This window comes from Nonomuraea monospora, from assembly GCF_039531895.1.
Lineage (GTDB): Bacteria > Actinomycetota > Actinomycetes > Streptosporangiales > Streptosporangiaceae > Nonomuraea > Nonomuraea monospora.
This window is the reverse complement of record NZ_BAAAQX010000025.1, coordinates 110,118-133,891: the sequence shown is the minus strand read 5'-3', so window position 1 is coordinate 133,891 and position 23,774 is coordinate 110,118. Positions and strand designations below refer to the sequence as shown.

At 71.8% G+C, this 23,774-nt stretch carries 23 protein-coding genes; 10 read left to right on the top strand and 13 right to left on the bottom strand.

Annotated features, from left to right (window positions below):
• Positions 1 to 54 precede the first annotated feature (54 nt).
• A complete protein-coding gene (locus ABD331_RS38350; RefSeq protein WP_344486471.1) occupies positions 55 to 1,881 on the top strand; it encodes an FAD-binding oxidoreductase in 1,827 nt (608 codons plus the stop codon).
• Between the two features lie 53 nt (positions 1,882 to 1,934).
• Here ABD331_RS38350 and ABD331_RS38345 read toward each other — a convergent pair whose 3' ends face one another.
• The gene (locus ABD331_RS38345) at positions 1,935 to 2,261 is read right to left on the bottom strand and encodes a hypothetical protein (protein ID WP_344486468.1); all 327 of its coding nucleotides are present in this window, start codon (positions 2,259 to 2,261) and stop codon (positions 1,935 to 1,937) included.
• 362 nt (positions 2,262 to 2,623) lie between these two features.
• On the opposite strand from ABD331_RS38345, the gene ABD331_RS38340 reads away from it, so the two are divergent.
• Positions 2,624 to 2,797, top strand: a complete 174-nt coding sequence (locus ABD331_RS38340; RefSeq protein ID WP_344486466.1) for a hypothetical protein — start codon at positions 2,624 to 2,626, stop codon at positions 2,795 to 2,797.
• A gap of 11 nt (positions 2,798 to 2,808) precedes the next feature.
• Here the strand turns inward: ABD331_RS38340 and ABD331_RS38335 are convergent, their stop codons facing one another.
• A complete protein-coding gene (locus ABD331_RS38335; RefSeq protein WP_344486464.1) occupies positions 2,809 to 4,731 on the bottom strand; it encodes a hypothetical protein in 1,923 nt (640 codons plus the stop codon).
• 208 nt (positions 4,732 to 4,939) lie between these two features.
• On the opposite strand from ABD331_RS38335, the gene ABD331_RS38330 reads away from it, so the two are divergent.
• Entirely contained in the window at positions 4,940 to 6,037 is a 1,098-nt protein-coding gene (locus ABD331_RS38330) for an enolase C-terminal domain-like protein (protein ID WP_344486461.1), read from the top strand.
• A gap of 25 nt (positions 6,038 to 6,062) precedes the next feature.
• Here the strand turns inward: ABD331_RS38330 and ABD331_RS38325 are convergent, their stop codons facing one another.
• Positions 6,063 to 7,262: an FAD-dependent monooxygenase gene (locus tag ABD331_RS38325; protein WP_344486458.1), complete on the bottom strand. Its 1,200-nt coding sequence runs from the start codon at positions 7,260 to 7,262 to the stop codon at positions 6,063 to 6,065.
• 86 nt (positions 7,263 to 7,348) lie between these two features.
• Between ABD331_RS38325 and lgt the strand changes: the two genes are divergently transcribed.
• Entirely contained in the window at positions 7,349 to 8,188 is an 840-nt protein-coding gene (gene lgt, locus ABD331_RS38320) for a prolipoprotein diacylglyceryl transferase (RefSeq protein ID WP_344486455.1), read from the top strand.
• Positions 8,189 to 8,301: 113 nt separating this feature from the next.
• Here the strand turns inward: lgt and ABD331_RS38315 are convergent, their stop codons facing one another.
• From ABD331_RS38315 to ABD331_RS38305, 3 genes are all read right to left on the bottom strand, one after another.
• Positions 8,302 to 8,736 carry a carbohydrate binding domain-containing protein gene (locus ABD331_RS38315; RefSeq protein WP_344486452.1) on the bottom strand — a complete coding sequence of 145 codons (435 nt, stop codon included), beginning with the start codon at positions 8,734 to 8,736 and terminating at the stop codon, positions 8,302 to 8,304.
• 138 nt (positions 8,737 to 8,874) lie between these two features.
• The gene (locus ABD331_RS38310) at positions 8,875 to 10,311 is read right to left on the bottom strand and encodes an MFS transporter (protein WP_344486449.1); all 1,437 of its coding nucleotides are present in this window, start codon (positions 10,309 to 10,311) and stop codon (positions 8,875 to 8,877) included.
• A gap of 72 nt (positions 10,312 to 10,383) precedes the next feature.
• Entirely contained in the window at positions 10,384 to 10,872 is a 489-nt protein-coding gene (locus ABD331_RS38305) for a MarR family winged helix-turn-helix transcriptional regulator (RefSeq protein WP_344486446.1), read from the bottom strand.
• 89 nt (positions 10,873 to 10,961) lie between these two features.
• Between ABD331_RS38305 and ABD331_RS38300 the strand changes: the two genes are divergently transcribed.
• Positions 10,962 to 11,870, top strand: a complete 909-nt coding sequence (locus ABD331_RS38300; RefSeq protein WP_344486443.1) for an NADP-dependent oxidoreductase — start codon at positions 10,962 to 10,964, stop codon at positions 11,868 to 11,870.
• A 14-nt stretch (positions 11,871 to 11,884) separates the two neighbouring features.
• Here ABD331_RS38300 and ABD331_RS38295 read toward each other — a convergent pair whose 3' ends face one another.
• The 4 genes from ABD331_RS38295 to ABD331_RS38280 form a co-directional block, all read right to left on the bottom strand.
• Entirely contained in the window at positions 11,885 to 12,898 is a 1,014-nt protein-coding gene (locus ABD331_RS38295; RefSeq protein ID WP_344486440.1) for a LacI family DNA-binding transcriptional regulator, read from the bottom strand.
• 63 nt (positions 12,899 to 12,961) lie between these two features.
• Positions 12,962 to 13,804: a carbohydrate ABC transporter permease gene (locus tag ABD331_RS38290; RefSeq protein WP_344486437.1), complete on the bottom strand. Its 843-nt coding sequence runs from the start codon at positions 13,802 to 13,804 to the stop codon at positions 12,962 to 12,964.
• 2 nt (positions 13,805 to 13,806) lie between these two features.
• The gene (locus tag ABD331_RS38285; protein ID WP_344486434.1) at positions 13,807 to 14,766 is read right to left on the bottom strand and encodes a carbohydrate ABC transporter permease; all 960 of its coding nucleotides are present in this window, start codon (positions 14,764 to 14,766) and stop codon (positions 13,807 to 13,809) included.
• Positions 14,748 to 16,040: an ABC transporter substrate-binding protein gene (locus tag ABD331_RS38280; protein WP_344486432.1), complete on the bottom strand. Its 1,293-nt coding sequence runs from the start codon at positions 16,038 to 16,040 to the stop codon at positions 14,748 to 14,750. Before ABD331_RS38280 ends, ABD331_RS38285 begins: the two co-directional genes overlap by 19 nt.
• Positions 16,041 to 16,213: 173 nt before the next feature.
• On the opposite strand from ABD331_RS38280, the gene ABD331_RS38275 reads away from it, so the two are divergent.
• From ABD331_RS38275 to ABD331_RS38265, 3 genes are read left to right on the top strand one after another with little or no spacing between them, the layout of a single operon-like run.
• Complete coding sequence (locus ABD331_RS38275) at positions 16,214 to 17,269, top strand: substrate-binding domain-containing protein (protein ID WP_344486429.1); 1,056 nt, start codon at positions 16,214 to 16,216, stop codon at positions 17,267 to 17,269.
• Between the two features lie 58 nt (positions 17,270 to 17,327).
• A complete protein-coding gene (locus tag ABD331_RS38270; RefSeq protein WP_344486426.1) occupies positions 17,328 to 18,413 on the top strand; it encodes a Gfo/Idh/MocA family protein in 1,086 nt (361 codons plus the stop codon).
• Complete coding sequence (locus tag ABD331_RS38265; protein ID WP_344486423.1) at positions 18,400 to 19,809, top strand: sulfatase family protein; 1,410 nt, start codon at positions 18,400 to 18,402, stop codon at positions 19,807 to 19,809. Before ABD331_RS38270 ends, ABD331_RS38265 begins: the two co-directional genes overlap by 14 nt.
• Here ABD331_RS38265 and ABD331_RS38260 read toward each other — a convergent pair.
• Together ABD331_RS38260 and ABD331_RS38255 are read right to left on the bottom strand one after the other, a co-directional pair.
• Entirely contained in the window at positions 19,793 to 20,551 is a 759-nt protein-coding gene (locus ABD331_RS38260) for a class I SAM-dependent methyltransferase (RefSeq protein WP_344486420.1), read from the bottom strand. The genes ABD331_RS38265 and ABD331_RS38260 overlap by 17 nt on opposite strands.
• A complete protein-coding gene (locus tag ABD331_RS38255; RefSeq protein ID WP_344486417.1) occupies positions 20,535 to 21,794 on the bottom strand; it encodes an MFS transporter in 1,260 nt (419 codons plus the stop codon). The genes ABD331_RS38260 and ABD331_RS38255 overlap by 17 nt, the downstream gene beginning before the upstream one ends.
• Positions 21,795 to 21,845: 51 nt before the next feature.
• On the opposite strand from ABD331_RS38255, the gene ABD331_RS38250 reads away from it, so the two are divergent.
• The gene (locus ABD331_RS38250) at positions 21,846 to 22,232 is read left to right on the top strand and encodes a MerR family transcriptional regulator (RefSeq protein WP_344486414.1); all 387 of its coding nucleotides are present in this window, start codon (positions 21,846 to 21,848) and stop codon (positions 22,230 to 22,232) included.
• Positions 22,233 to 22,339: 107 nt separating this feature from the next.
• Here the strand turns inward: ABD331_RS38250 and ABD331_RS38245 are convergent, their stop codons facing one another.
• On the bottom strand, positions 22,340 to 23,317 hold the full coding sequence (locus ABD331_RS38245) for a zinc-dependent alcohol dehydrogenase family protein (RefSeq protein WP_344486411.1): 978 nt from the start codon (positions 23,315 to 23,317) through the stop codon (positions 22,340 to 22,342).
• Between the two features lie 86 nt (positions 23,318 to 23,403).
• Between ABD331_RS38245 and ABD331_RS38240 the strand changes: the two genes are divergently transcribed.
• On the top strand, positions 23,404 to 23,769 hold the full coding sequence (locus tag ABD331_RS38240) for a winged helix-turn-helix transcriptional regulator (protein WP_344486409.1): 366 nt from the start codon (positions 23,404 to 23,406) through the stop codon (positions 23,767 to 23,769).
• The last annotated feature ends 5 nt before the right edge of the window (positions 23,770 to 23,774 follow it).

The window sequence follows — 23,774 nt, the reverse complement described above, 5'->3', positions numbered from 1 at the left end:
CCCGTTGCCGGATTGCGAGGCTGATGCCCTCCGATCCGAGAGGACACAAGCCACATGCCAGCACCCCACAACCCCGCCACCGACCTCACCACCCCCGCCACCGGCCCCACCACCCCCGCCACCGGCCCCACCACCCCCGCCACCGGCTCGGCCACCGGCCTGACCATCGACCCCGCCACCGGCCCGTCCGCCAGCCCCGCGATGAGCCGCCGCGGGATGCTCGCCGCCGCGGGCGCTACCGCGGCTTCTGCTCTCGCCACAGCAACGCCCGCGACAGCATCGGCCCGACCCGCGACAGCATCGGCCCGACCCGCGACAGCATCGGCCCGACCCGCGAGAACCTCCGCGCCCGCGTCAACGGACCCCACGGGGCCTGCCTTCGGGGCGGTCACGATCCGCCCAGACGACCCCCGCTACGACGCCCTCCTGCGCGGCAACAACTTCCGCTTCACCGGCGCCCCCGACGAGATCCGCGTCGTCACGTCCATCGACCAGGTGGTGCGCGCCGTGTCCGACGCCGTCCGCTCCGGCAGGCGGATAGCGGCGCGCAGCGGCGGCCACTGCTTCGAGAACCTCACCGCCGACCCGGCGGTCCGCATGCTCCTGGACCTGTCCCCGATGAACGAGATCGGCTACGACCCCCGCCGCAGAGCGTTCGCCGTGCAACCGGGAGCCACGCTCGGCGAGGTGTACCGGACGCTGTTCAAGGGCTGGGGCGTGACGATCCCCGCCGGCGGCTGCCCGGAGGTCGGCGCGGGCGGCCACTTCGCGGGCGGCGGATACGGCCCGCTGTCCCGCCGGTACGGCTCCGTCGTGGACCACCTGTACGGCGTGGAGGTCGTGGTCGCCGGCCGCGACGGCCGCGCCCGAGCCGTGGTCGCCACCCGCGAGCCCGGCGACCCGAACCGCGACCTGTGGTGGGCCCACACCGGCGGTGGCGGCGGCAACTTCGGCGTGGTCACCCGCTACTGGCTGCGCTCGCCGGACGCCACCGGCACCGACCCGTCCCGGCTGCTGCCCCCGTCGCCGCGGCGCATGCTGCAACACGTGGTCATCTGGTCCTGGGAGCACATGACCGAGCAGGCACTCACGGGGCTGCTGCGCAACTTCGGCGCCTGGCACGAGCGCAACAGCGCACCGGGCTCCCGCGCCGTCGGCCTGTACGGCATCCTCCAGCCGTCCCACCGCGCGGGCGGCACCGTCATGCTGGTCGCGCAGATCGACGCGGACCTGCCGGGCGCCGGCGACCTGGTGACCGGCTTCCTCTCGGCGGTGACCGCGGGCGTCCACCTCACCCCCGTGCTCGACCTGCGACGCACGATGCCGTGGCTGCACCGGATGACCTGGCCGGGCAGCGGCGAGCCCGGCGACGTCCTCGTCCGCCGCTACAAGATCAAAGCCGCCTACCTGCGCCGTTCCCTCACCGAGACCCAGCTCACCACCATCCACCGCCACCTCACCAACTCCACCGGCGGCCCGCACTCCGGCATGCTCCTCGTCGGCTACGGCGGCCAGGTCGGCGCGGTGAACCCATCCTCCACCGCCATCGCCCAGCGCGACGCCATCATGAAGGCGGTCTACCAAACCGTCTGGGCCGACCAGTCCGACGACGCCGCCAACCTGGCCTGGGTCCGCGGCCTCTACCGCGACGTGTACGCCGACACCGGCGGCGTCCCGGTGCCCGGCGAGGTCAGCGACGGCTCCTACATCAACTACGCGGACGCGGACCTGGCCGACCCGGCATGGAACACCTCGGGCGTCTCCGCGCACACCCTCTACTACAAGGACAACTACCCCCGCCTCCAGCAGGCGAAGGCCCGCTGGGACCCACACGACGTCTTCCACCACGCCCTGTCGATCGAGCTCCCCGCGACGGGCTGAACCACATCGCGAGGGCTTCGCTGGGGGACCGGCCGCACCAGCGCGGACAGCCCTCAGAAGCCGGTGAACGCCGACGGCTCCCCGGACAGCCGCGCCGCCTCCTGCCGGGCCACCGCCGCCGACACCTGCGGCGGCGTCCGCCTGATCTCCGCCTCCAGCTCCGCCAGCACCGTCTCGGCCTGCTGCCTGAGCCGCTGCCGGTAATGCCCCAGATCCTCGCCGAACCTCCTGGCAACGGGCCCGATCCACACCGCGTCACCGGAGAACAACCGGAACGGCTCGTCCAGCGCCGCCCGCAACTGGGCGACATGCCGCGCCACCCTGACCTGCGCCTCCCGCAGGGCCGCATAGCGCGGATTGTCCACCGGGGTGTCGGTCATCGGGGCCAACCCATCTCGGCGTTACGGGTACGGCGGGGGGTCGGTGATGGAGTATGGGAGCGGCGGGGCGGGCGATCGGGACGGAGACGGTGTCGATGGTGGCTGTGGGGCGTTGGGTCGTTGTGGTGGGGGTGGTCGTGGTGCTGGGTGGGTGCTCGGCGGCTGAGGCGGGGCCGACGGTGGAGGAGGCGGGGGAGACGCTTCAGCGGCATATCACGGAGTTGATGGAGTCGGTGGATCCGGAGGAGACGGTGGTGACCGATGGTGGGGGGAAGGATGTGCCTTGTGGGGCGGGTGGGGTGAAGCGTACTTATGGCGTTAAGTCCACTTTCTCCAGATCGAGTGTCCTTCTCCTGCCCGAGATGGCGGGCACCCTCAGCACGACCTGGGGCTACAAGGTTCAGGAGGCCTACAAGGCCGGATCGCCCAGGACGACGCTCAAGCTGCCCTCGTCCCGCACCAGCATCACCGTCGAGACGCTCAGCGACCACGAAGCCGTGGCCACCGGCGTGACGGACTGCATCCCGCGCAGCTAGCGCAAGCAGAGTCATTTGCCTTCCAGCACCTCCTTGAGTTCGGGATCAATCGTGGACAGGTGATTCTCCACGTTGTCCCGTTCCCCGGCGAACTGCCTGGCCGCCCTGGCGGCCATCTTGCCCAGCATCCGGCGGTCGGCCTCGTCGTCGAGGCTTCCGTTCTCCTTCATCCACGACAGAAAGGCCTTGGTGGCCTGCGGGTCGGCGCTGATCTCCCCATACGGTCGCAGCCGTCTGTGCTCATCGACGATGAGGGGGTCGGTCGGAGGCCGGAACCCGACGGGCGGATTCTCCGCGGTGTAGCCTTGCGCGACCAGCCCGGCGGCGATCTCGTAGAGGACCCCGCGTGCGTGCGCCAGCTCCTGCTTGTTGACTTCAGGCATCCGCAGGTCCGGCTCCATCATGGCTCCGATGCCGTCCTTGATCCCCCAGCTCAGGAACATCCAGCCCGCCGCCGCCGGCATTCCCCCTGTGGCGGGGAGGAACAGCATGCCCGCGTCCATGCCCTTGTCCAGCACTTGTCCGAAGCGCTCGACCTCCTCCTGGTCCTTGATGTCCGCGGTGCCCCTGACGGCCTTCATCGCGGCGAACTGCAGACCCGCCACCGCGCCGAGCCGGGCGAAGACCAGTTCGACGGCTGTGTCCTGCTGACGCCGGTCCGGGGCGGGGAAGGCCAGCAGGTGGCGGTCGGCGCGCACTCCAGCGTCGAAGAGCCGCTGCGTGAGCGCTGCCATGCCCTTATTGAAGGGCTCCATGTTGCTGTTGGTGTCCGCGAAGGTCTTGAGAAAGCGGTAACTGTCGGCGAGTGATAGGCGGAACATCGGGTTGGTTCCAACGAGTTCGTCGTCGAAGTGACCGAAACGGCTCGGCAATTGCGAGTCCGGATCCTGCACCTGAGCTCCTGCTGCGAACTCGGTGGCGTAAGCCCCGGCGATCTCCGCGAAGTGCTTCCGCATGACATCGTTCGTCACCAGCTCAGGCCCCCGAGTAATAACCCCGAACGCAAACGCCGCCGCCCCCTCACTATGCGCCCCGTCCCGCTCGTCATAAACCCCCGAAGCCGCCGCCAGGACCCGCCCAAAAGCCTCACTCGCCTCCGGATCCTTCCCCACCTGCGCAGCCAACCCCACCAAATCCGTGACAACAGCACGAGCCGCCACCACATTATGCGAAAGACCACTCAAGAACCGCCCGGTGACATCAACCCGCCCGTTGTCCAAATGCCGCCGAGCCACAGCAGTAAGCCACTGAGTAGGAAACGCCCCCTCACTAACCAGCCACGACAACGATTCGGAATCCACCCCCTCCCCACCCTGCTCGATATCACTCATCACCTGAGGAAACCGCGGATCCGGCGGCGAAGCGGTGGAGGCGGCGGCGAACATCCGGCTGAATTCGCCCAGCAGTTTTTTCTCTTCGTCCCGCACCGGAATGCCAGGAGCGGCGGGCCCGAACAGGTCGAGGATGTCCTTGGGTACCGCAAGGGTTCCCGCCGTCCCCAGCTCCCCGAAGAAGGCCGCCGCGAAGTCGGGATCGGACTGGTGCGCCAGGATGCGCTCCAGAAGCTCCGTGAAGCGCCGCACGGCGGAGTTGGGCCGGGGGCTGCTCATGCCGAGTTCGGCCGCCTGCGCGTACTGCCGGTAGAGGGCGCCCATGGCGGCGCCTTCGCGGCGCGACTCCTCAGGCGTGGCGTACGGCATGGCCGCCTCGTCGTACGTCACGATGCCCGGCGTCCAGCCCGGCACTCGCTTGCGGATGGTGGCGTTGCGGGCCTGGAGTTTGGGGACCTGGCCGCGCGCCCAGCGTTCGATCTCGGCGAACGGGGTCAGCGTCAGCGTGCCGACCCCGAGGCGCGTCAGCTCCGCTCTGATGGCCTGGGTCTGTTCGGCGACGTCCGCGCAGGCGCGGTCGAGGGCGGCGACGAACGTGTCCATGCGGGCGGGGTCGATCCCCGACACCTCGGGTCTCCACGGGCCATACGGGTGAGCCACGCGTCGCTACCTCCTCGACCCCGCAGACGGTGGCCTGGACGGACCGTACGAGGCCCCAACTTTCCCACAGGTGCGCTCGCCGCACGCCGCCTTATAACCGTTCGGACGGTGACCGTGGGGTAGCCGCGCCCGTCCGGGGGATGAGAGCCGCATGAGCACGATCGACGAGGTCACGGCGGCGGCCTACCGCGTTCCCACCGAGTGTCCCGAGGGGGATGGGACGCTGGCGTGGGAGTCGACCACGATGGTGGTGGTCACCGTGTCGGCGGCGGGCGTTATGGGGACGGGGTGGACGTATGCGCCGGCCGCCGCGGCGGCGTTCGTCACAGAGGCGCTGGCGGGCACGCTGAAGGGCGCCGATCCCGACGGCATCCCGGCGATCTTCGCCGCTCTGACGCGTCAGGTGCGCAACGCGGGTCGTCCCGGTGTCGCCGGTTACGCGGTTTCGGCCGTGGATGTGGCGTTGTGGGATCTCAAGGCGCGCCTCATCGGGGTGCCGCTGACCCGGTTGTGGGGGATGGCGAGGGAAGAGGTGCCGCTGTACGGTTCGGGCGGGTTCACCACGTACGACGACGCCGCCACCGTCGGGCAGCTCACGCACTGGGTGCATGAGCAGGGCATCGGCCGTGTCAAGATCAAGATCGGTGAGTCATACGGCAGCCGTCCCGACCGCGACCTGCACCGGGTGGCGCTGGCCCGCCGCACCATCGGTCAGGACGCCGAGCTGTACGTGGACGCCAACGGCGGCTACACCGCCAAGCAGGCCGTCCGCGTCGCCGAGCGGATGCGTGAGCAGGACGTCACCTGGTTCGAGGAGCCCGTGTCCTCCGACGACCTGGCCGGGCTGCGTCTGGTGCGGGAGCGTTGCGACGCCGATGTCGCGGCGGGCGAGTACGGCTGCGACCCGGGGTACTTCACCCGCATGTGTCAGGCGCGGGCGGTGGACTGCCTGCAGATCGACGCTACGCGGTGTGGTGGCTACAGCGGCTGGTTCGCCGCCGCCGCTGTGGCGGACGGGCACCATCTGGAGGTGTCGGCGCATTGCGCTCCGAACCTGCATCTTCCGGTTGCGGCGGCCACGGCCGGGCTGCGGCACGTCGAATGGTTCCACGATCATCAGCGGATCGAGGCGGAGTTGTTCGACGGGGCCGCCGATCCGTCCGGAGGGCTGGCCAGGCCCCACACGGACGCGCCCGGTCACGGCCTGACGCTGCGCACCGCCGAGGCGTCGCGTTACCGGGTGGCCTGAGGCTGCGCCCCAGCGCCCCAGCGTGCTACCGGGTGGAATGGCCGAAGGCGTCGTGCCCGTAGATCCAGGCCATGGCGTCGAGCGACAGCCCGGACGCCCCCGCCGCCATCCCCGCATCCCGTTCCCGCTGCTCAGGCCCGTCCGGAAGATGAAACCGCGCCTTGTTGGCGGTGGACAGCGCGTGCACCCGCGCCGTACGAGGAACGCGCTCCGCCTCGTACCGGCCCAAACCCGGACGCCCCTCGGAGGCGAGGCAGGCGGCGAGGGTGGCGGCGTCCTCGATCGCCATGGCCGCGCCCTGCGCCATGAACGGCAGCATCGCGTGGCAGGCGTCCCCCAGCAGCGTCACCCCGCCGGTGCTCCAGCGCGGCAGCGGGGTGCGGTCGAACAGCGCCCACAGGTACGTCTCGTCCACCGCCTCCATGATGGCCCTGACCTGCGGGTGCCAGCCCTCGAACGTGGCGAGCGCGTCGGCGGCGGCGCGCCGGTCGGTCCAGGACTCGCGCGTCCAGGTGTCCTGCTCGGTGATGGCCACGAAGTTGACCAGCCGCCCGCCGGCGACGAAGTAGTGCACGAAGTGCCCGCCTGGCCCCATCCAGAGCTGCGTCGTGGTCTCCAGTTCGAGAGCGCGCAGCCGTTCTGCGGGCACCAGGCCGCGGTAGGCGACGCAGCCGGTGAAGCGCGGGTGCTCGGGGCCGAAGAGCAGGGCGCGGGTGGGGGAGTGGATGCCGTCCGCGCCCACCAGCACGCCGGCCTCGACGCGTGCGCCGTTGGCGAAGCGTGCCTCGACCCGGTCGCCGTGGTCGGTGAGGCCGGTGAGGCGGTGTCCGAGCCGTATCCGTCCGGCGGGTAGGCGGGCGGCGAGCGCGGCGAGCAGGTCGGCGCGGTGCATCAGGTAGTGGGGGAAGCCGAAGGTCTCCTCCAGCGGCCCGGCGAGCGGGGCGCGGGTGAGGGTGCGGCCGTCGTCCCAGCGCCGCTGGTGCAGGGCCGCCGGCTTGACGCCCGTCCTGGCGAGGTCCTCGGCGAGGCCGAGCCCGTGCAGGACGCGCGAGGCGTTCGGGCTGATCTGCACGCCCGCTCCGACCTCGCTCAGCTCGGCGGCCTGCTCGTACACGTGCGCGTCGATGCCGAGGCGCAGCAGCGCCAGCGCGGCCGTGAGCCCGCCGATCCCGCCGCCGACGACGGCGACGGAGATGCCCGCGCCGCGGCTGCCGTTCGAAGTCATGATCCGGCTCCTCTCGTGGACGTGGCCGCACGAAAGAGTCTTACTCGTTAACTACGGGGGGCGCGGCTTCGGTTAACCTCTCCTCCATGGGCCTCGCCTTGATTCCGAGCCCCTCGGAAGCGGTCTGGGACATCGGGTTCATCCCGATCCGGGCCTACGCGCTGTGTCACATCCTCGGGATCGTCGTCGGGGCCTGGCTGAGCGAGCGCCGATGGCGCGCCCGCGGCGGCGAGAAGGGCACGATGTACGACATCGCGGTCCCCGCGGTGATCTTCGGCCTGATCGGTGGTCGCCTCTACCACGTCATCGTCGACTGGCAGACCTACTTCGGCCCGCGCGCGGTCAAGGAGCCGATCCAGGCGCTGTACATCTGGGAGGGCGGCCTCGGCATCTGGGGCGCGGTCGCGCTCGGCGGCGTCGGCGTGTGGCTGGCGTGCCGCCGCCGTGGGCTGTCGCTCGGCGCGGTGGCCGACACGGTCGCGCCGGGCATCGCGTTCGGGCAGGCGATCGCCCGCTGGGGCAACTGGTTCAACCAGGAGCTGTACGGCAGCCCGACCATGCTGCCCTGGGGCCTGGAGATCGACCAGGCGCACGGCGGCCAGCCGGGCGTGCTCTACCACCCGACGTTCCTGTACGAGTCGCTGTGGGATGCGGCGCTCGGCTTCGCGCTGATCCTGATCGGCCGGCGGTTCGTGCTGCACCACGGCCGCCTGTTCGCGCTGTACGTGGCGGGTTACACGTTCGGGCGGTTCTGGATCGAGGGGCTGCGGATCGACCCGGTGGGCGGGGTGGACCACGCGGTGCTGCTGCTGGGGCTGCGGATCAACCAGTGGACGTCGATCGTGCTGTTCGCGGGGGCGCTGGCCTACTTCTGGGCCACCCGGGCCAAGGACACCGAGGAGGTGGTGGTGGCCCGCGGGGCATGAGAACGCCCCCGACCGCGTACCGCAGCAGAGGCGTCCTCAGGGGTGGGCAATCGATCCCCTACTCGGACCCCTACCCGCCACGTCCAGTATGTATGCATTTGTCTGTTTTGTGCTCAGAATGCGTTCACGCTGTCGATCCAGAGTTCCCTGTTCACCGTGTGCAGGTAGAACTCGACGCGGATCTGCTTCGGCGAGGTTCCCGAGGTGTCCATCGCGCAGGTCACGAGCCGCCACTCAGGCGTGGCCGTGAACCTGGCGGACACCGCGCGGTTGACGCCGAGGTCCCAGATCGTGAGCGACGCCTTGACCGGCTGCTGGGAGCCCGACCTGACCCAGGCGAAGCAGGAGACGCTCGCGGGCGGCCCGGTGGCGGTGAAGTCCTGGGCGACCGAGCCCTCCGCCTGGCTCGTGCTCATGACGAGGACGGCGTCGCCGGATCTGGCGTCGCTGGTGCCCCAGATCTTGTACTGCACGGAGCCCGCCTGGTTCATCCGCGTCCAGGGCGCGATGTCGGGGGCCTCGAAGCTTGGATTACGCAGGTACGACAACGTTCCTCCTCGATCGATCGGCCTCGGCGGCATGCACAGAGTGCGGCAAGGCGGCGGCGATCGCATCCGGGACCGGATCCGAGAAAACCCTAGGCCCGGCGCGCCAGGGGGGCGGGCCGGGCAGGGAAGGCCGCGGGCTCAGACGGTCACGGAGGGCCGCACCTCGGAGGCGGGCTCGCCGGCGGGGCGGCGCAGGACGGTGAGCGCCACCACGAGCGCCGCCACCAGCAGCCCCGCGGAGATGCCGAACGCGAGCCGGTACCCGCCGGTGAGCGCGGCGGCCTCACCGGCCCCGGCCGCGAGCAGCTCGCCGGTGCGCGAGGCGGCCATCGTGGACAGCACCGCCACCCCCACGGCCATGCCCACCTGCTGCGTGGTGTTGAACAATCCGGAGGTCAGCCCCGCGTCGCTGTCCTGAGCGCCGGACATCGCCAGCGTGGCCAGCGCGGGCAGCATCAGCCCGCCGCCCGCGATCAGCAGCATCGGGGGCAGCAGGTGGGTGAGGTAGCCGGTGTCCACGGTGATCCGGGTGAGCAGCAGCATCGCCGCGACGAGCAGCACCAGACCGGCGACCAGCACCGTACGGGCGCCGAACCGGGCGATGACCCGGGCGGAGACGAACAGCGACAGCGTGCCGATGCCCACCGCGGCGGGCAGCATGGCCAGGCCGGTCTCCAGGGCGCCGTAGCCGAGGACCCGCTGCATGTAGAGCGCGACGAGCACCTGGAAGGCGAACATCCCCGACAGGCTCAGCATCTGCGCCAGGTTGGCGCCGGCCACGTTGCGCGAGCGCAGGATCCGCAGCGGCATCAGCGGGGCCTTGGCGGTGGCCTGCCGCGCCACGAAGCCGCCGAGCAGGGCGATCGAGAGCGCGCCGAGGCCCAGGGTGTGGGCGGCGAGCCAGCCGTACTCCTCGACCTTGACGATCGTGTAGATGCCCAGCATCAGGCCGGACGTCACGAGCAGGGCGCCGATCACGTCGGCCCCGGCGGACAGACCGGCGCCGCGGTCGGCGGGCAGCGCCGGCAGCGCGAGCAGGATGGTGACCAGCCCGATCGGCACGTTGATGAAGAAGATCCACGGCCAGCTCAGCGCGTCGGTGAGCACGCCGCCCACCACCTGCCCGATGGAGGCGCCGGCCGCCCCGGTGAAGCTGAAGATCGCGATCGCCTTGCCGCGTTCGGCCGGCTCCGTGAACAGCGTCACCAGGATGCCCAGCACCACGGCGGAGGCCAGCGCGCTGCCCACGCCCTGGAGGAAACGGGCGGCGATCAGCAGGCCGGCGTCGGAGGCCGCGCCCGCCAGCACGGAGGCGGCCGTGAAGACCGCGTTCCCGGCCAGGAACATCGCCCGCCGCCCGATCAGGTCGCCCAGGCGGCCCGCCAGGAGCAGCAGGCCGCCGAAGGGGATCAGGTAGGCGTTGACGATCCAGCTCAGCCCGGCGGCTGAGAAGTCCAGATCCCGCTGGATGGCCGGCATCGCCACCGTCACGATGCTGCCGTCCAGAACCGTCATCAGTCCGGTCGCGGACAGCACGCCCAGCGCGGTCCAGCGCGAATTGAGCACATTAGACATGGGTCTCTCCCGTCTCAGGTCGACAAGAGAGACCGTAGCAGATAGTTCCGTTGCAGACGATCCTTTACGAACTTACTTTGCGCGCTCCCGTGCTCTGCGGGCCTGCTGCGTGCCCTCCGCGGGGGTCGCGAGATGCCCGCCGGCCAGGCGGTTCAGGGCCCGGACGAGCACCTCGCGCTCGTCGTCAGGCAACGCCTCGAGCGCCGCCCTGTGCACGCCGTCCACGATCTGCTGGCTGCGCCTGGCGACCTCCGCGCCCGCCTCGGTGACCGCGATGATCCTGGCCCGCCGGTCGGTGCTGGACGGGCGGCGCTCGGCGTAGCCCGCCTTCTCCAGCGCGTCCACGGTCACCACCATCGTGGTCTTGTCCATGTCGCCGATCTCGGCGAGCTGGATCTGCGTGCGTTCCTCCTCCAGGGCGTGCACCAGCACGCAGTGCATGCGCGCCGTCAGCCCGATCTCGGCCAGCGCCGCCGACATCTGCGTGCGCAGCACATGGCCGGTGTGGTCGAGCAGGAAGGACAGGTCTGTTTCTGTACGCGCGGGAGCCATCGCTGTCATGCCTGCCAGCCTACCCAAACCATCCCGCTGGAGATTATCTGCGAGAGGACGATCGACTCGGCGGTCCCCGGGCCGGGTAGGAGCCGGGCATGGCGAAGGCAGTGCGATTCGACGAGTACGGCGGTCCTGACGTCCTGCGCGTGGCCGACGTCCCGATTCCCGAGCCCGCGGCCGGCCAGGTGCTGGTCCAGGTCAAGGCGGCGGCCGTGAACCCCGGCGAGGCGAAGATCCGCGAAGGGCTGCTGCACGACCGGTGGCCCGCCACGTTCCCCTCGGGCGAGGGCAGCGACCTGGCCGGGATCGTCGTCAGCACCGGCCCCGGCGTGACCGGCCCCGCGCCGGGGAGCGAGGTCATCGGCTTCACCGACGACCGGGCCAGCCATGCGGAATACGTCCTCGTGCGGGCGGGCGACCTCACGCCCAAGCCGGAGAACGTGCCGTGGGAGGTGGCCGGGTCGCTGGCCATCGCCGGATGCACGGCCTGGGCGGCGGTGCGCGCGGTCTCGCCGCGGCCGGGCGACACGGTGGCGGTGTCGGGCGCGGCGGGCGGCGTCGGCTCGATCGCCGTCCAGCTCGCCAGGCGGGCCGGGGCCGAGGTGATCGGCATCGCCGGGCCCGCCCATCACGAGTGGCTGGCCGCGCACGGCGTCCGCGCCGTCGCCTACGGGGACGGCCTGGAGGAACGGCTGCGCGAGGCCGGTGTGGACGCGTTCGTCGACACCTACGGCGACGGGTACGTGGCGCTCGCCGTCGAGCTGGGGGTGCCGCCGGAGCGCGTCAACACGATCGCCGACTTCGCCGCCGTGGCCGAGTACGGGGTCAAGGCCGACGGCAGCTCCGTCAAGAGCGCGGCGCTGCTGGCCGAGCTCGCCGCGCTGGTGGCCGCCGGGGAGCTGGAGGTGCCGATCGCGGCCACGTACCGGCTGGACGACGTCCGGGCCGCGTTCGAGCGGCTGGAGCAGGGGCACCTCCGCGGCAGGATCGTCCTGCTGCCCTGAGCGGTTTGCGGCGCTCAGGCGGCGGGCGGTGCGGTGCTTTCGCGGACGACGAGTTCGGTGGCCAGTTCGACGCGGTTCTGCGGCAGCGGCTCGCCTTGAGCGAGGGTCAGCAGCATCGTGGTGGCGGCGGCGGCCATGTCGGTGAGGGGCTGGCGGATGGTGGTGAGCGGGGGGATGGTCCACCGGATGGAGGGCATGTCGTCGAAGCCGATGACGCTGAGGTCGGCGGGGATGCGCAGGCCGAGCTGGTGGGCGGCGTGGTAGACGCCGGTGGCCTGTCCGTCGTTGGTGGCGAAGATGGCGGTGGGCGGGTCGGGCAGGCGTAGCAGGCGGTGCGCTTCGGCCAGGCCGCCTTCGATGAGAAAGTCGCCCCGCCCGATGAGCGCCGGATCGGCGGGGACGCCCGCCATGTCGAGGGCGGTCCGGTAACCGTCCAGGCGCGCTCGGCTGGGCAGCGCGGAGTCGGGGCCGGTGAGGATGGCGATGCGGCGATGGCCGAGTTCGAGGAGGTGGCGGGTGGCGGTGAGGCCGCCGTTCCAGTTACCGGCCCCGACCGACGGGATGTCCCGTGCCGGAACGTCGGCCGGGTCCAGCAGGACGAGGGGGATTTCGCGGCGGGCGAGCAGTTCGTGCTGCGGTTCGGTCAGGCCGGAGAACACCGCGATCACGCCGCTCGGGCGGCGCCGTAACACGCCCTCCAGCCAGGCGTCGGCGGCGGTGTGGTCGCGGCGCAGGTCCGAGATGCCCACCGTGAGGTCGTGCTCGCGGGCGACCTGCGCCACGCCCTTGGTGATCTCGACGGGGTAGTCGCCTTCGAGGGCGTGGAAGACCAGCTCCAAGAGGCCGGTCGGGGTGGAGCGGCGGCGCTGGCGGCGGTAGCCGTGCCGGCGGATCAGCTCTTCCACGGCGGCGCGGGTCTGTGAGGAGACTTCGGAGCGGCCGTTCACGACCTTGGAGACCGTCGCGGTGGAGACGCCGGCCAGCTCGGCGAGCTGGGCGATGGTGAGCGGGGACGACTCCGTGGTCATGGCGGCAGTCTACGGGGGCGGCCCGTCGCCGCTCGACGGGTCAAGCCAGGGCCGCCGGCGCGTTCACTTCCCGCTCCCCAGCGTCATCCCTTCGATGATCCGCCGTCCGAGCCACACATAGATGACCAGCAGCGGCAGGATGACGATCCCGAGCGCGGCGAACAACCCGCCCCAGTCGGCCCCGCTGTACTGCACCCGCGTCAGAAACCCGAGCAGCGCCAGCGGAAGCGTCTGCTGCGCCGGATCCTGCAGGAAGATCAGCGACAGCAACCCCTCGGACCAGTGCTGGATGACGTTGAGGATCAGCAGCGTGACGATCCCGGAGCGGGCGAGCGGCAGCATGATCTGCCAGTACGTACGCCACGGCGTCGCCCCGTCGATGGCCGCGGCCTCCTCCAGGTCGCCCGGCAGGTTGCGGAAGAAGGCGGTCAGGAAGAACACGGCGAACGGCACGGACGTCGCCACGTAGACGATGATCAGACCGCCGAGACTGTTGACCAGCCCCACCTGCGACAACGCCACGAACAGCGGCAACATGATCGCCTGCACCGGGATGCCGAGGCCCAGCGCGAAGAACGACGTGAGCGGCGAGGCGCTCCTGGTGCGGAAGCGGCTGAGCGCGTAGGCGGCGGGCGCGGCGAGGGCGACGGTGCCCGCCGCGGTGGCGGCGACCACGACCACGGTCCGCAGGATGGCCGGCCCGAACTCGCTGACCTGCCAGGCGCGGGCCCAGTTGTCGAGCTGCCACGTGGCGGGCAGCGAGAAGGGGCTGGCGAAGATCTCCTTGGCCGTCTTGAGCGAGGAGAGCAGCATCCACAGCAGCACCAGGACGTCGAAGGCCACGACGAGCCAGACGACGGCGAACCCGGCGTGCCGCGGGCGCAGGCGGAGGGGGACAGGGGCCATGGTCAGTACTCCAGGCTGTCGCGGCGGGTGACCCGCCTGGTCAGCAGGGTCAGCACGACGATGAGGACGAGCGTCACCACCGTGGCCGCCGCCGACGCGCCGAACCTGGACTCGCCGGTCGGCTGGAACGCCTCGGCGTAGGCGTACAGCGACAGCGTCCAGGCCTTGGTGGTCGGCACCGAGCCGGCCGCCCCCGCGAACACGTAGATGAACTCGAAGATCTTGATGGCGCTGATCGCCCAGAGGGTCGCGCTCACCGCGACCGCGTCCCACATCAGCGGCAGGGTGATGGCGCGGAACTTCTGCCACGACGTGGCGCCCTCCAGGTCGGCCGCCTCGTACAGGTAGGCAGGGATGCGGTCCACGGCCGCCATCAGGATGGTGGTGTAGAAGCCGGTGTTCACCCAGACGAGGCCCGCGCAGATGACGAGGAACAGGTTGTCGTCGGACAGCCACCGGGGCACCGCGTCGATGCCCATCGCGCCGAGCAGCCCGTTGATCAGGCCGTCCGCCTGGAACAGGAAGCCCCACAGGATCGAGATGGCCAGCGCCGAGACCGCGTTGGGGAAGAAGATGACCGCGCGGACGAACTTGCGCCCCGCCATCTCGCGCAGCAGCACCGTCAGCCCGAAGCTGAACAGGAACGTCAGCGCGCCCACCCCGAACAGGATGAGCATGGTGTTGACCAGCGACGAGGCGAAGACGTCGTCGTACCAGAGCCTGCGGTAGTTGGCCAGGCCCACCCATTCGACCGGGCCTGAGCCCGCCCACTTGGTGAAGCTCAGCGCCACCGTGAGCAGGCCGGGCAGCATGAACACCGCCACGTAGACGACCAGCGCGGGCAGCACGAGCGGCCAGTAGAGCCGCCGCCTGGAGCGGGCCAGCGGGCTGGACTCCGCGGCGGCGGCCCGCGTCACCGGGACGGGGACGGCCTCGACCGCCATCAGGCGTTGACCTTCCACCACTCGACGGTCTCGGCCTTGAGCCGCGCCACGAACTCCGCGCCCGTGAGCCTGCCGGACAGGATCTCCTTCGACAGCGGGTTGAAGATCTTGGTCTCCCAGTCGCCCATGCCGCGCACCCCGTCCAGCGCGAAGTGCGCCGTCGTGGCGGCGTCGAGCGCCTTCTTGGTGTCGGCCAGCTCCGGCGGGGTGCTGGTGTCGGTGCGGGCGCTGAGCACCTTGTCCTCGGCCGGGATGCGGTTCATCCACTTCTGGTTCAGGAAGTAGGCGATGAACTTCTTGGCCTGCTCGGCGTGCCGGGACTTCGCGGGCACCGCGAAGCCGTACAGGGTCGTCTCCTGGGAGTCGAAGCCCGCCTCGGTCTGGGGGAAGGGGAAGGAGCGGTACTCGAAGCCCTCGCCCGCGACCTCGCCGGTCTCGCTGGGCGCCCAGGTGCCCATGAACAGCAGGTCGGACTCGCCCTGCGCCCACTTCTGCTGGATCGCGGGGAACTTGCTGGCGTCCCAGCCGTCGGCCCAGAGGCCGCCCTTGCCGAGCTGTTCCATGTAGGCGGCGGCCTTGAGCACCTTGGGGTCGTCGAAGCCCGCGCCGCTCCTGTCCTGGAGCACCTTGGCCAGCCCGCCGGGGCCGAGCTCGCGGATCAGCAGGGTGGCGGTCCACTTGGGCGGGTAGCCCGCCACGTCGCCGTCGAGGGCGAGGGGCGTCCTGCCTTTCCGCTTCAGCTCGCCGGCCACGGCCAGCAGCTCGTCGAACGTCCGCGGCGGCTGCTCGGCCAGCTCGGGGTGCCGCTTGGCGTCGTAGAAGACCTGCCAGGAGTGGACGGCGACCGGCACCAGGTACTTGGCGCCGCCGTCGGTGACGAGCCGCTCGTAGGTGTCGGGCACCACGTCGGCGACGGTCCTGGTCTCGCCGGGGACGGTGGCGGCGTACACGTCGGACAGGTCGGCGGCGTTGCCGGTCGCTTGCAGCATGTTGAGCACGTTGAACGCGGCGCCGTCCACCAGGTCGGCGCCGACGTTGCCGCCGATCAGCGTCGGCTGCAGCTTCTTGAGGTTCTCGCGGCCCTGGAAGACCACGTTGACCTTGATCCCGGTCTCCTTGGTGAACGCGGTGACCGCGTCCTGCACGATCTTGGCGCGGACCTCGTCCTGCTTGTACATCGACCAGTAGGTGAACTCCGCGGCGGCGCCGGCTTCGCCGTCCGCGCCGCCGCACGCTGTGCTGCCCAGGAGGAGTACGGCGAGGGCGGCTGCGCCCGGGGTGTGGAGTCTCATCGCGGAACCACCGTTGCTTGCGGGAACGTTGTGGAGGATTCTGCGCACATTCATCCGCTATGGTCAACAGATTCATAGGAATGAATTCTGTCGTTACGGAGGCGATACAACCCCGCGGGCCGCTCAGGCGCCGGGGCGCCGCCGAAGTCGGCCACAATGCCCACGGAGGTGGCATGAACGAACGCAGGCAGAAGTTCCGCGTGCTCGCGGACGAGCTGCGCCGGGGCATCGCGGAGGTGCGGTGGCCGGAGGGCCGCCTGCCCACCGAGCAGCAGCTCGCCAAGGAGCAGGAGGTCAGTCTCAACACCGTGCGCAGGGCGATCGACCTGCTGGTCAGCGAGGGGCTCGTCTACCGCAAGCAGGGCTCGGGCACCTACGTCAAGCACGACGTGCCGGCGGCCGGCCCGGTGATCGGGGTGGCCGTGCCGTCGATGACGTACTACTACCCGCGCATCATCGCGGGCATCGAGGAGGAGCTGTCGGCGCGGGGCTGCCAGATGCTGCTGCGCAGCACCGGCTACGACGCCGCGCAGGAGGAGAAGGGCGTCGAGGGCATGCTCGCCGCCGGGGCCGAGGCCCTGCTGCTGGTGCCCGAGCTGGGGCGGCGGCCCGACGCGCACGCCTACCTCGACGCGCTGCCGCTGCCCACGGTGCTGGTCGAGCGCAGGCTGCGGTCGGGCGGCGACGTCTACGAGTTCGTCTGCTCCAACCACGGGGCCGGCGGCTACCTCGGCGCGCGTCACCTGCTCTCGCTCGGGCACACCGCCGTCGCCTACATGGCGCGTACCAGCCCGCACTCCGAGCAGGTCGTCCAGGGCTTCACGCAGGCGCTGGCCGACGGCGGCCTCGCCCCGGCGGCCGAGCGCACGCTGCCGCGCTGGAGCGCGGCCGACGCGGAGGACTACCTCGGCGTGCTGCTCGACGCCGGCGCGACGGCGGCGATCTGCTTCGCCGACCGGGAGGCGACGCTGCTGGTCGGCGCGGCGCTGCGGCGGGGCCTGCGGGTGCCGGGCGACCTGTCGGTGATCGGCTACGACGACGAGGTGGCCGACCTGTCGGAGGTGCCGCTCACCGCGATCTCCCCGGCCAAGGCCGACGTCGGCAGGCTGGCCGTGGACACGATCCTGCACCGCCTGGCCCGCCCCGAAGCGCCGCTCCGGCAGCACCTCATCGTGCCCCGCCTGGTGATCCGCGACTCGACCGGAAGTCCTTCCGTCAAGAAGGGTTGAATTTAGGGATGACTTCGGTCAAGGTGGTCACGCCGACCCCCTGACGTGAAGGAAAGCGATGAGTGTTGTTCGACTCGGCCTGCTCGGCGCCGGCGGAGTGGCCGCCCTGCACGCGCAGGCCGCGCTGGCCATGCCCGGCGAGGTGCGCGTCGCCGCCGTCTGCGACGTGGACCAGGCCAGGGCCGCCGAGCTGGCCGCGCGCAGCGGCGCGCAGGCGCACCCCGGCCACCTCAGCATGCTGGACGAGGTGGACGCGCTGATCGTCTGCACCCCGCACGCCCTGCACCTGGCGCCCGCGCTCGACGCGGCGGCGGCCGGGGTGCACGTGCTGATGGAGAAGCCGATGGCCACCACGCTCGCCGACTGCGACGCCATGGCCGCCGCCTGCGCCGAGGCCGGGGTGGTGCTCTTCCTCGGGCACGTCCAGCACTACCTGCCGATCACCAGGAAGGCGCACGAGGTCGTCGCGTCCGGCGAGATCGGCCGCCCGGTCGCCATCGTCGACCGGCGAGCCACCGACTACCGGCGCGACCGCAGGCCGGCCTGGTTCTTCGACCCCGCGCTGGCGGGCGGCGGCGCCGTGATGAACATCGGCGCCCACTGCGTCGACCGCTCCACCTGGCTCGCCGGCGCGCCGGCCGTCCGCGTCACCGCCCGGCTGGAGAAGCGCGGCCTGCCCGTCGAGACGGAAGGGCTGCTGCACCTGGAGCTGGCCAACGGCGTGCTGGTCACCGTCTCCGTCACCACCGGCGCCATCCCGCAGGTGGACGAGATCGAGGTCCTGGGCACGCACGGCACGCTGCGGGCCTCCCGCGCCGACGGCGTCTGGCTGGCCACCGGGGGCCGGGCCGGGCAACTGGCCGAGCCCGGCGACATCGACCAGGAAGTGGCCCTCGCCTTCCGCGACCAGCTCCGCGACTTCGCCGCCGCCGTCCGCGGGGAGCGGCCCGCCGCCATCGGCCCCGAGGTGGGCAGGGCGGTGGTGGCCACCGTGCTGGCCGCCTACGCGTCGGCGGACACCGGCGAGGCCGCGCTCGTCGCCGCTGATCGGCTGCCCCTTGGCGAGCCGCTCGTCGCCGCCGATCGGCAGCCCCTTGGCCAGCCGCTCGTCGCCGCGGATCGGCACCGCCTTGGCCAGCCGTGACCCCCGGCGGCCCAACGTCCTGTTCATCCTCAGCGACGACCAGGGGCCGTGGGCGCTGGGCTGCGCGGGCAACGCCGACATCCGCACCCCGCACCTGGACGCGCTCGCGGAGTCCGGGCTGCGGCTGTCGCGGTTCTTCTGCGCCTCCCCGGTCTGCTCCCCGGCCAGGGCGTCGCTGTTCACCGGCGAGATCCCGTCGCGGCACGGCGTCCACGACTGGCTGAGCGCCCACCACGCCGGGCCCGGCGCGATCGACTTCCTCGCGGGGCGGCGGCTGTTCACCGACGACCTGGCCGAGGCCGGCTACCGGCTCGGCCTGGTCGGCAAGTGGCATCTCGGCGCCAACGACCGGCCCCGTCCCGGCTTCGTCCACTGGTACGCGCACGAGTCCGGGGGAGGGCCGTACCACGGCGCCCCCGTCTGGGACAACGGGGTGCGCCGCGAGGTGCCCGGCTACCTCACCGACGTGCTCACCGCCGAGGCGCAGGCGTTCATCGACCGCGAGGCGTCCCAGGAGGCGCCGTTCTACCTGTCGCTGCACTACACCGCCCCGCACAAGCCGTGGAAGGGCCAGCACCCGCCGCAGTTCGAGCAGCTCTACGCGAACTGCGTCTTCGAGAGCTGCCCGCGGGAGCCGCCGCACCCCTGGCAGCCGTACGACGAGGGCGGCGCGCCCGTCGGCGGCGAACCGGACACCCGGGCCGCCCTGATCGGCTACTTCGCCGCCGTCACCGCCATGGACGCCGGCATCGGGCGCGTCATGGAGACCCTGCGCCGCCACGACCTGACCGCGTCCACCCTGGTCGTCTTCACCAGCGACAACGGCTTCAACTGCGGCCATCACGGCATCTGGGGCAAGGGCAACGGCACCTTCCCGCAGAACATGTACGACTCCTCCGTCATGGTGCCGTTCATCGCCAGCCAGCCGGGCCGCATCTCCGCCGGGCAGGTCAGCGACACCCTGCTGTCCGCCTACGACGTCCGGCCGACGCTGCTCGACCACCTCGGCCTGCCCTGCGACGCAGGCGGCCCCGGGCGGCCGTTCTCCGCCGCCCGGCGGGAGGTGGTGGTGCACGACGAGTACGGCCCGGTGCGGATGATCCGCACCACGCGCTGGAAGTACGTGCACCGCTACCCCCACGGCCCGCACGAGCTGTACGACCTCGCCCTGGACCCCGGCGAGCGCCGCAACCTGATCGGCGAGGAGCCGCCGGAGCTGCACGACCTGCGCGCCAGGCTCGAGGAGTGGTTCGCCCGCTACGCGGATCCGGCCATGGACGGCAGCCGCCTGCCGGTCAACGGCTCCGGCCAGCACTCCCCGGCCGGGATCTCCGCCTTCGAACGCGCGCCCTACCCCACCGAGCCGGGAAGGCAGGGACTCACGCGCCCGCTTTGACGGCGGTCAGCAGGCGCATGCCCCGCGGGCCGATCTCGTCGCGCCGGACCTCCAGCCCGACCGCCGCGCACTGCGCTGCGAGCCAGTCCGCGCCGAGGCGGAGCTTGGGGTAGCTGCTCACCTGCTGGGTCCAGGTCTCGCCGGTACGGGTGTGCAGCAGGTCGTGGACGAGGACGACGTCGTCGTCGCGGTAGTCCAGGAAGCAGGTGAGGAGCCTGTCGGCGGTGCCGCGCACCTGGATGAACCGGTCGGTCCCGGTCAGCGGCCGGGTGAGGTCGCGGTAGGTGACGACCAGGCTGCCGTCCCCGGCCAGGGCCGTGGCGACGTCGGCGAGCAGCGCGGTCACGTCGGCCTTGGCGGGCAGGTGGGTGAGCGTGTCGCCCATGCAGACGACGGCCCGGACCTCGCCGGGCCGGGTGATCGCAGGCAGTGCGGTGCGCAGGTCGGCGTGGACGGTGCTGATCGCGGGCAGCTCCCTGGCGGCGGCGGCCAGCTCGCCGAGCAGCACTTCGCTGGTGTCCACGGCCAGCACGCGGGAGAAGCCGAGCCGGGCCAGGGCCAGGCTCTGGTTGCCCGGCCCGCACCCGAGGTCGACCGCGGTCGCGCCCGCGTCCGCCGGGGTGACGCCGAGGCCGCGCAGCAGGTCGGCCTGCTCGGCTGCGAGGGCGTCCAGGTCGCCGCCCAGCATCCAGGTGTAGTGCTGGGCGAGCAGCCGGTCGTAGTGGTCAGCGGCGGCGGTCATGAAGCATCCTCACTGTGGCGGACGGGCTTGTGGAGCTTGTGGTGGGCGGGCTTGTGGAGCTTGTGGTGGGCGGGCTTGCGGAGTTTGTGGTGGGCGGGCGTGGGGAGCGCCGGGGCACGGCCAGGTAGGACAACAGCAGCCCGGCGAGGCTGAGCGCGGCTCCGGCCAGGCCCGTCCAGCGCAGCCCGGCGGTGGACACGACACCGGCGCCGATCACCGACCCGACCGCGTGGGCCAGCATGAACGCGGCCACGTTCACGGTGACCGCCAGCGTCGGAGCCGCGCCGGCGCGGCGCAGGATGAGCGTCTGCAGCGGGGCGACGGTGGCGGTGGCCAGCAGCCCGAGCCCCAGCACCGCCACCGCCGCCGCAGGCCGGTGCAGCACGGCCGGCGGCAGCAGGGCGAGCAGCACCGTCAGGCACGCGAAGACGCCGCGCAGCGTCGCACCCGCGGACCGGTCGGCCAGCCGCCCGGCCACCAGGTTGCCCAGGAGACTGCCCACCCCGTACGCCAGCAGCAGCCAGGAGACGGCGGCCGGGGAGAACCCGCTGACCTGCGTCAACATCGGCGCGACGTACGTGAACACCGCGCCGACCCCGGCGAAGCCGACGGCCGTGGTGGCCACGCACATCAGCACCGGCCGCGTGGCCAGGACCGCGACCTCCGCCGCGACGCTCGTGGGCGGAGCCGCCACGCGCGGCAGCGTGACCGCCATCAGCGCCAGGCACAGCAGCGCCAGCGCGGTCAGCACGGCGAACGGGAACCGCCAGTCCAGGTCCTGGCCGAGCGCCGCGCCGAGGGGCACGCCGAGCAGGTTGGCCACGGTCAGGCCGGAGGTCACGGCGGCGATCGCCGTCCCCGCGCGATCGGGGCCCGCCACGGTGGTGGCCACGATCAGCGTCAGCGCGAACAGCGTGGCGTGACCGGTCGAGGCCAGCACCCGCCCGGCCAGCAGCGTGGGGAAGCCCGGAGCCAGCGCGCTCACCGCGTTGCCCGCGGCGAAGACCGCCATCAACGTGAGCATGAGGCCCTTGCGCGGCAGCCGTACGGTGAGCATCGCCACCAGCGGCCCGGCGATCACCGTGCCGATCGCGTAGGCCGTCACCGCCTGCCCGGCCACGGCGACGGAGACCCCCAGATCGGACCCGATCTGCGGCAGCAGCCCGGCGACCAGGAACTCGGCGGTGCCGACGACGAAGACGCTCACGCACAGCGCGGCGATCGCCGGAGATGATCGTTGCATGCGGTGGAGGTTAAGCTCTGACATCCATGTCAGAGTCAACTCGGAGGAAGCGTGCGGATCGGGGAGTTGTCACGGCGCACCGGCGTGCATGAGCGGCTGCTGCGGTACTACGAGAAGCAGGGGCTGCTGTGGCCGGAGCGGGCGGCCAGCGGCTACCGCTACTACCAGGAGTCCGACATCGACACCGTCATGCGCATCCGCCGCCTGCTGTCGGCCGGGCTCAACACCGAGACCATCGCGCAGGTGCTGCCCTGCGTCCGGGTCAAGGCGGGCCACCTCGTGCCGGTCTGCCCGGAGATCGTCGACGACCTGCGGCAGCAGCGGGAACGCATCTCCCGCGCCATCGACGAGCTGGTGGCCTCGCGCGAACTGCTCGACGCCGTCATCGCCGCCGCGCCCCGCGAGCTCTCGCCCGGCCTTGCTCCGGGCGCCGGATGAGACGCGGCTCAGACGGGCCGCAGGGCCGCCGATGCGGTCGTCCTCCGGCGTCTCCTGCCCTGTCCATCGCGCACAGTGGCCGGAGTGTCGCAGGGTGCGGAGCCCGCTCAGACCTCGACGACGATCTTCTTCCCGGCGTGCAGCCCCTTCTCCAGGTGGCGGTGCGCCTCGGCGACGTCGTCGAGGGTGAACACCTGGTGGATCGCGGGCCGCAGCGCGCCGAGCCGCACCCCCGCGGTCAGGAACGCCGCCATGCGCCGCACCACGACCGGGTCGAGGGTGTGCTCGAAGCTGCGGTAGTCGATGATCGTGACCGCCGCGTCCGCCGGGGGCGGGGTGGGCCTGGGGTCCAGGAAGCCCGCGGCGACCAGCGTCCCGCCGGGCCTGGCCGCCTGCACCAGCTCCTGCTGGCCGGGCCCCCTGACCAGGTCGAGGACGATGTCGGCGCCGGCCCCGCCGGTGAGGGAACGGACGGCGCCGGCGACGTCCGGGGTGGCGACGACCTCGGCGGCGCCGGCGGCGAGCAGCTCGTCCCGCCGCGAGGGCTGCCGGGTGACGGCGATGGGCACCGCGCCGATCTGGCCGGCGATCTGCATCGCCGCGCGTCCGACGCCGCCGGACGCGGCCGTGATGAGGACGTGGTCGCCCGGCCGCATCCCCGCCTTCTCCACGAGCGCGCCGTAGGCGGTGGAGCAGGCGACCCAGAAGGCCGCCGCCTCCGGCACCGACAGCCCGGCCGGGCGGGGGATGACCTGGCTCGCGGGGAGCGTGGTGTATTCGGCGTAGCTGCCCCGCGCGCTCGCGTCGGGAACGGCCACCAGGATGACCGGATCGCCGACGCTCAGCCCCGCGACCCCGGAGCCCAGTGCGTCCACGACGCCGGTGCCCTCGACGCCGAGGCGCGCGTGCGGCAGCGGGACGGGCGCCGGCGAGTTGCCGGCACGCATCATCTGGTCGAGCGGGTTCACGGCGAACGCCTCGATCCTGACCCGCACCTCCCCGGCCGCCGGCTCGATGACCGGCTCCTCGACGACGTGCATGACCTCAGGCCCGCCGAACTCGTCGAACACGACGACTCTTGGCATGGTGAACTCCTCCGCATCGCTGCTGGTTACGTGCTCACAGAAGACGTTACGGAGCCGCCGGTTACCTCCTGGTACCTTCGAATGTCATGCAGAACGTCGCCGGACCGTCCTTCCTCTCCGACTGCCCCACCCGCCTGACGGTCGAGATCCTCGCCGACAAGTGGTCCGTGCTCGTGCTCTTCGGGCTCGGTCAGCGGCCGCGCAGGCACGGCGAGCTCGCCGCCCTCATCGGCGGCGTCTCACGCAAGGTGCTCACCCAGACGCTGCGCAGGCTCCAGGAGTACGGCCTGGTCGAACGCCGCGCCGAGGCGCCCCGGCGGGTCGAGTACAGCCTCACCGACCTGGGCCGGACCCTCATCGAGCCCATCGAGGTGCTGACGGCCTGGGCCAGGGACCACGGCGAGGCCATCGCCGACTTCCAGGAGGCGTCCGCCGCCGCGGAGAACGACTGAGCCGC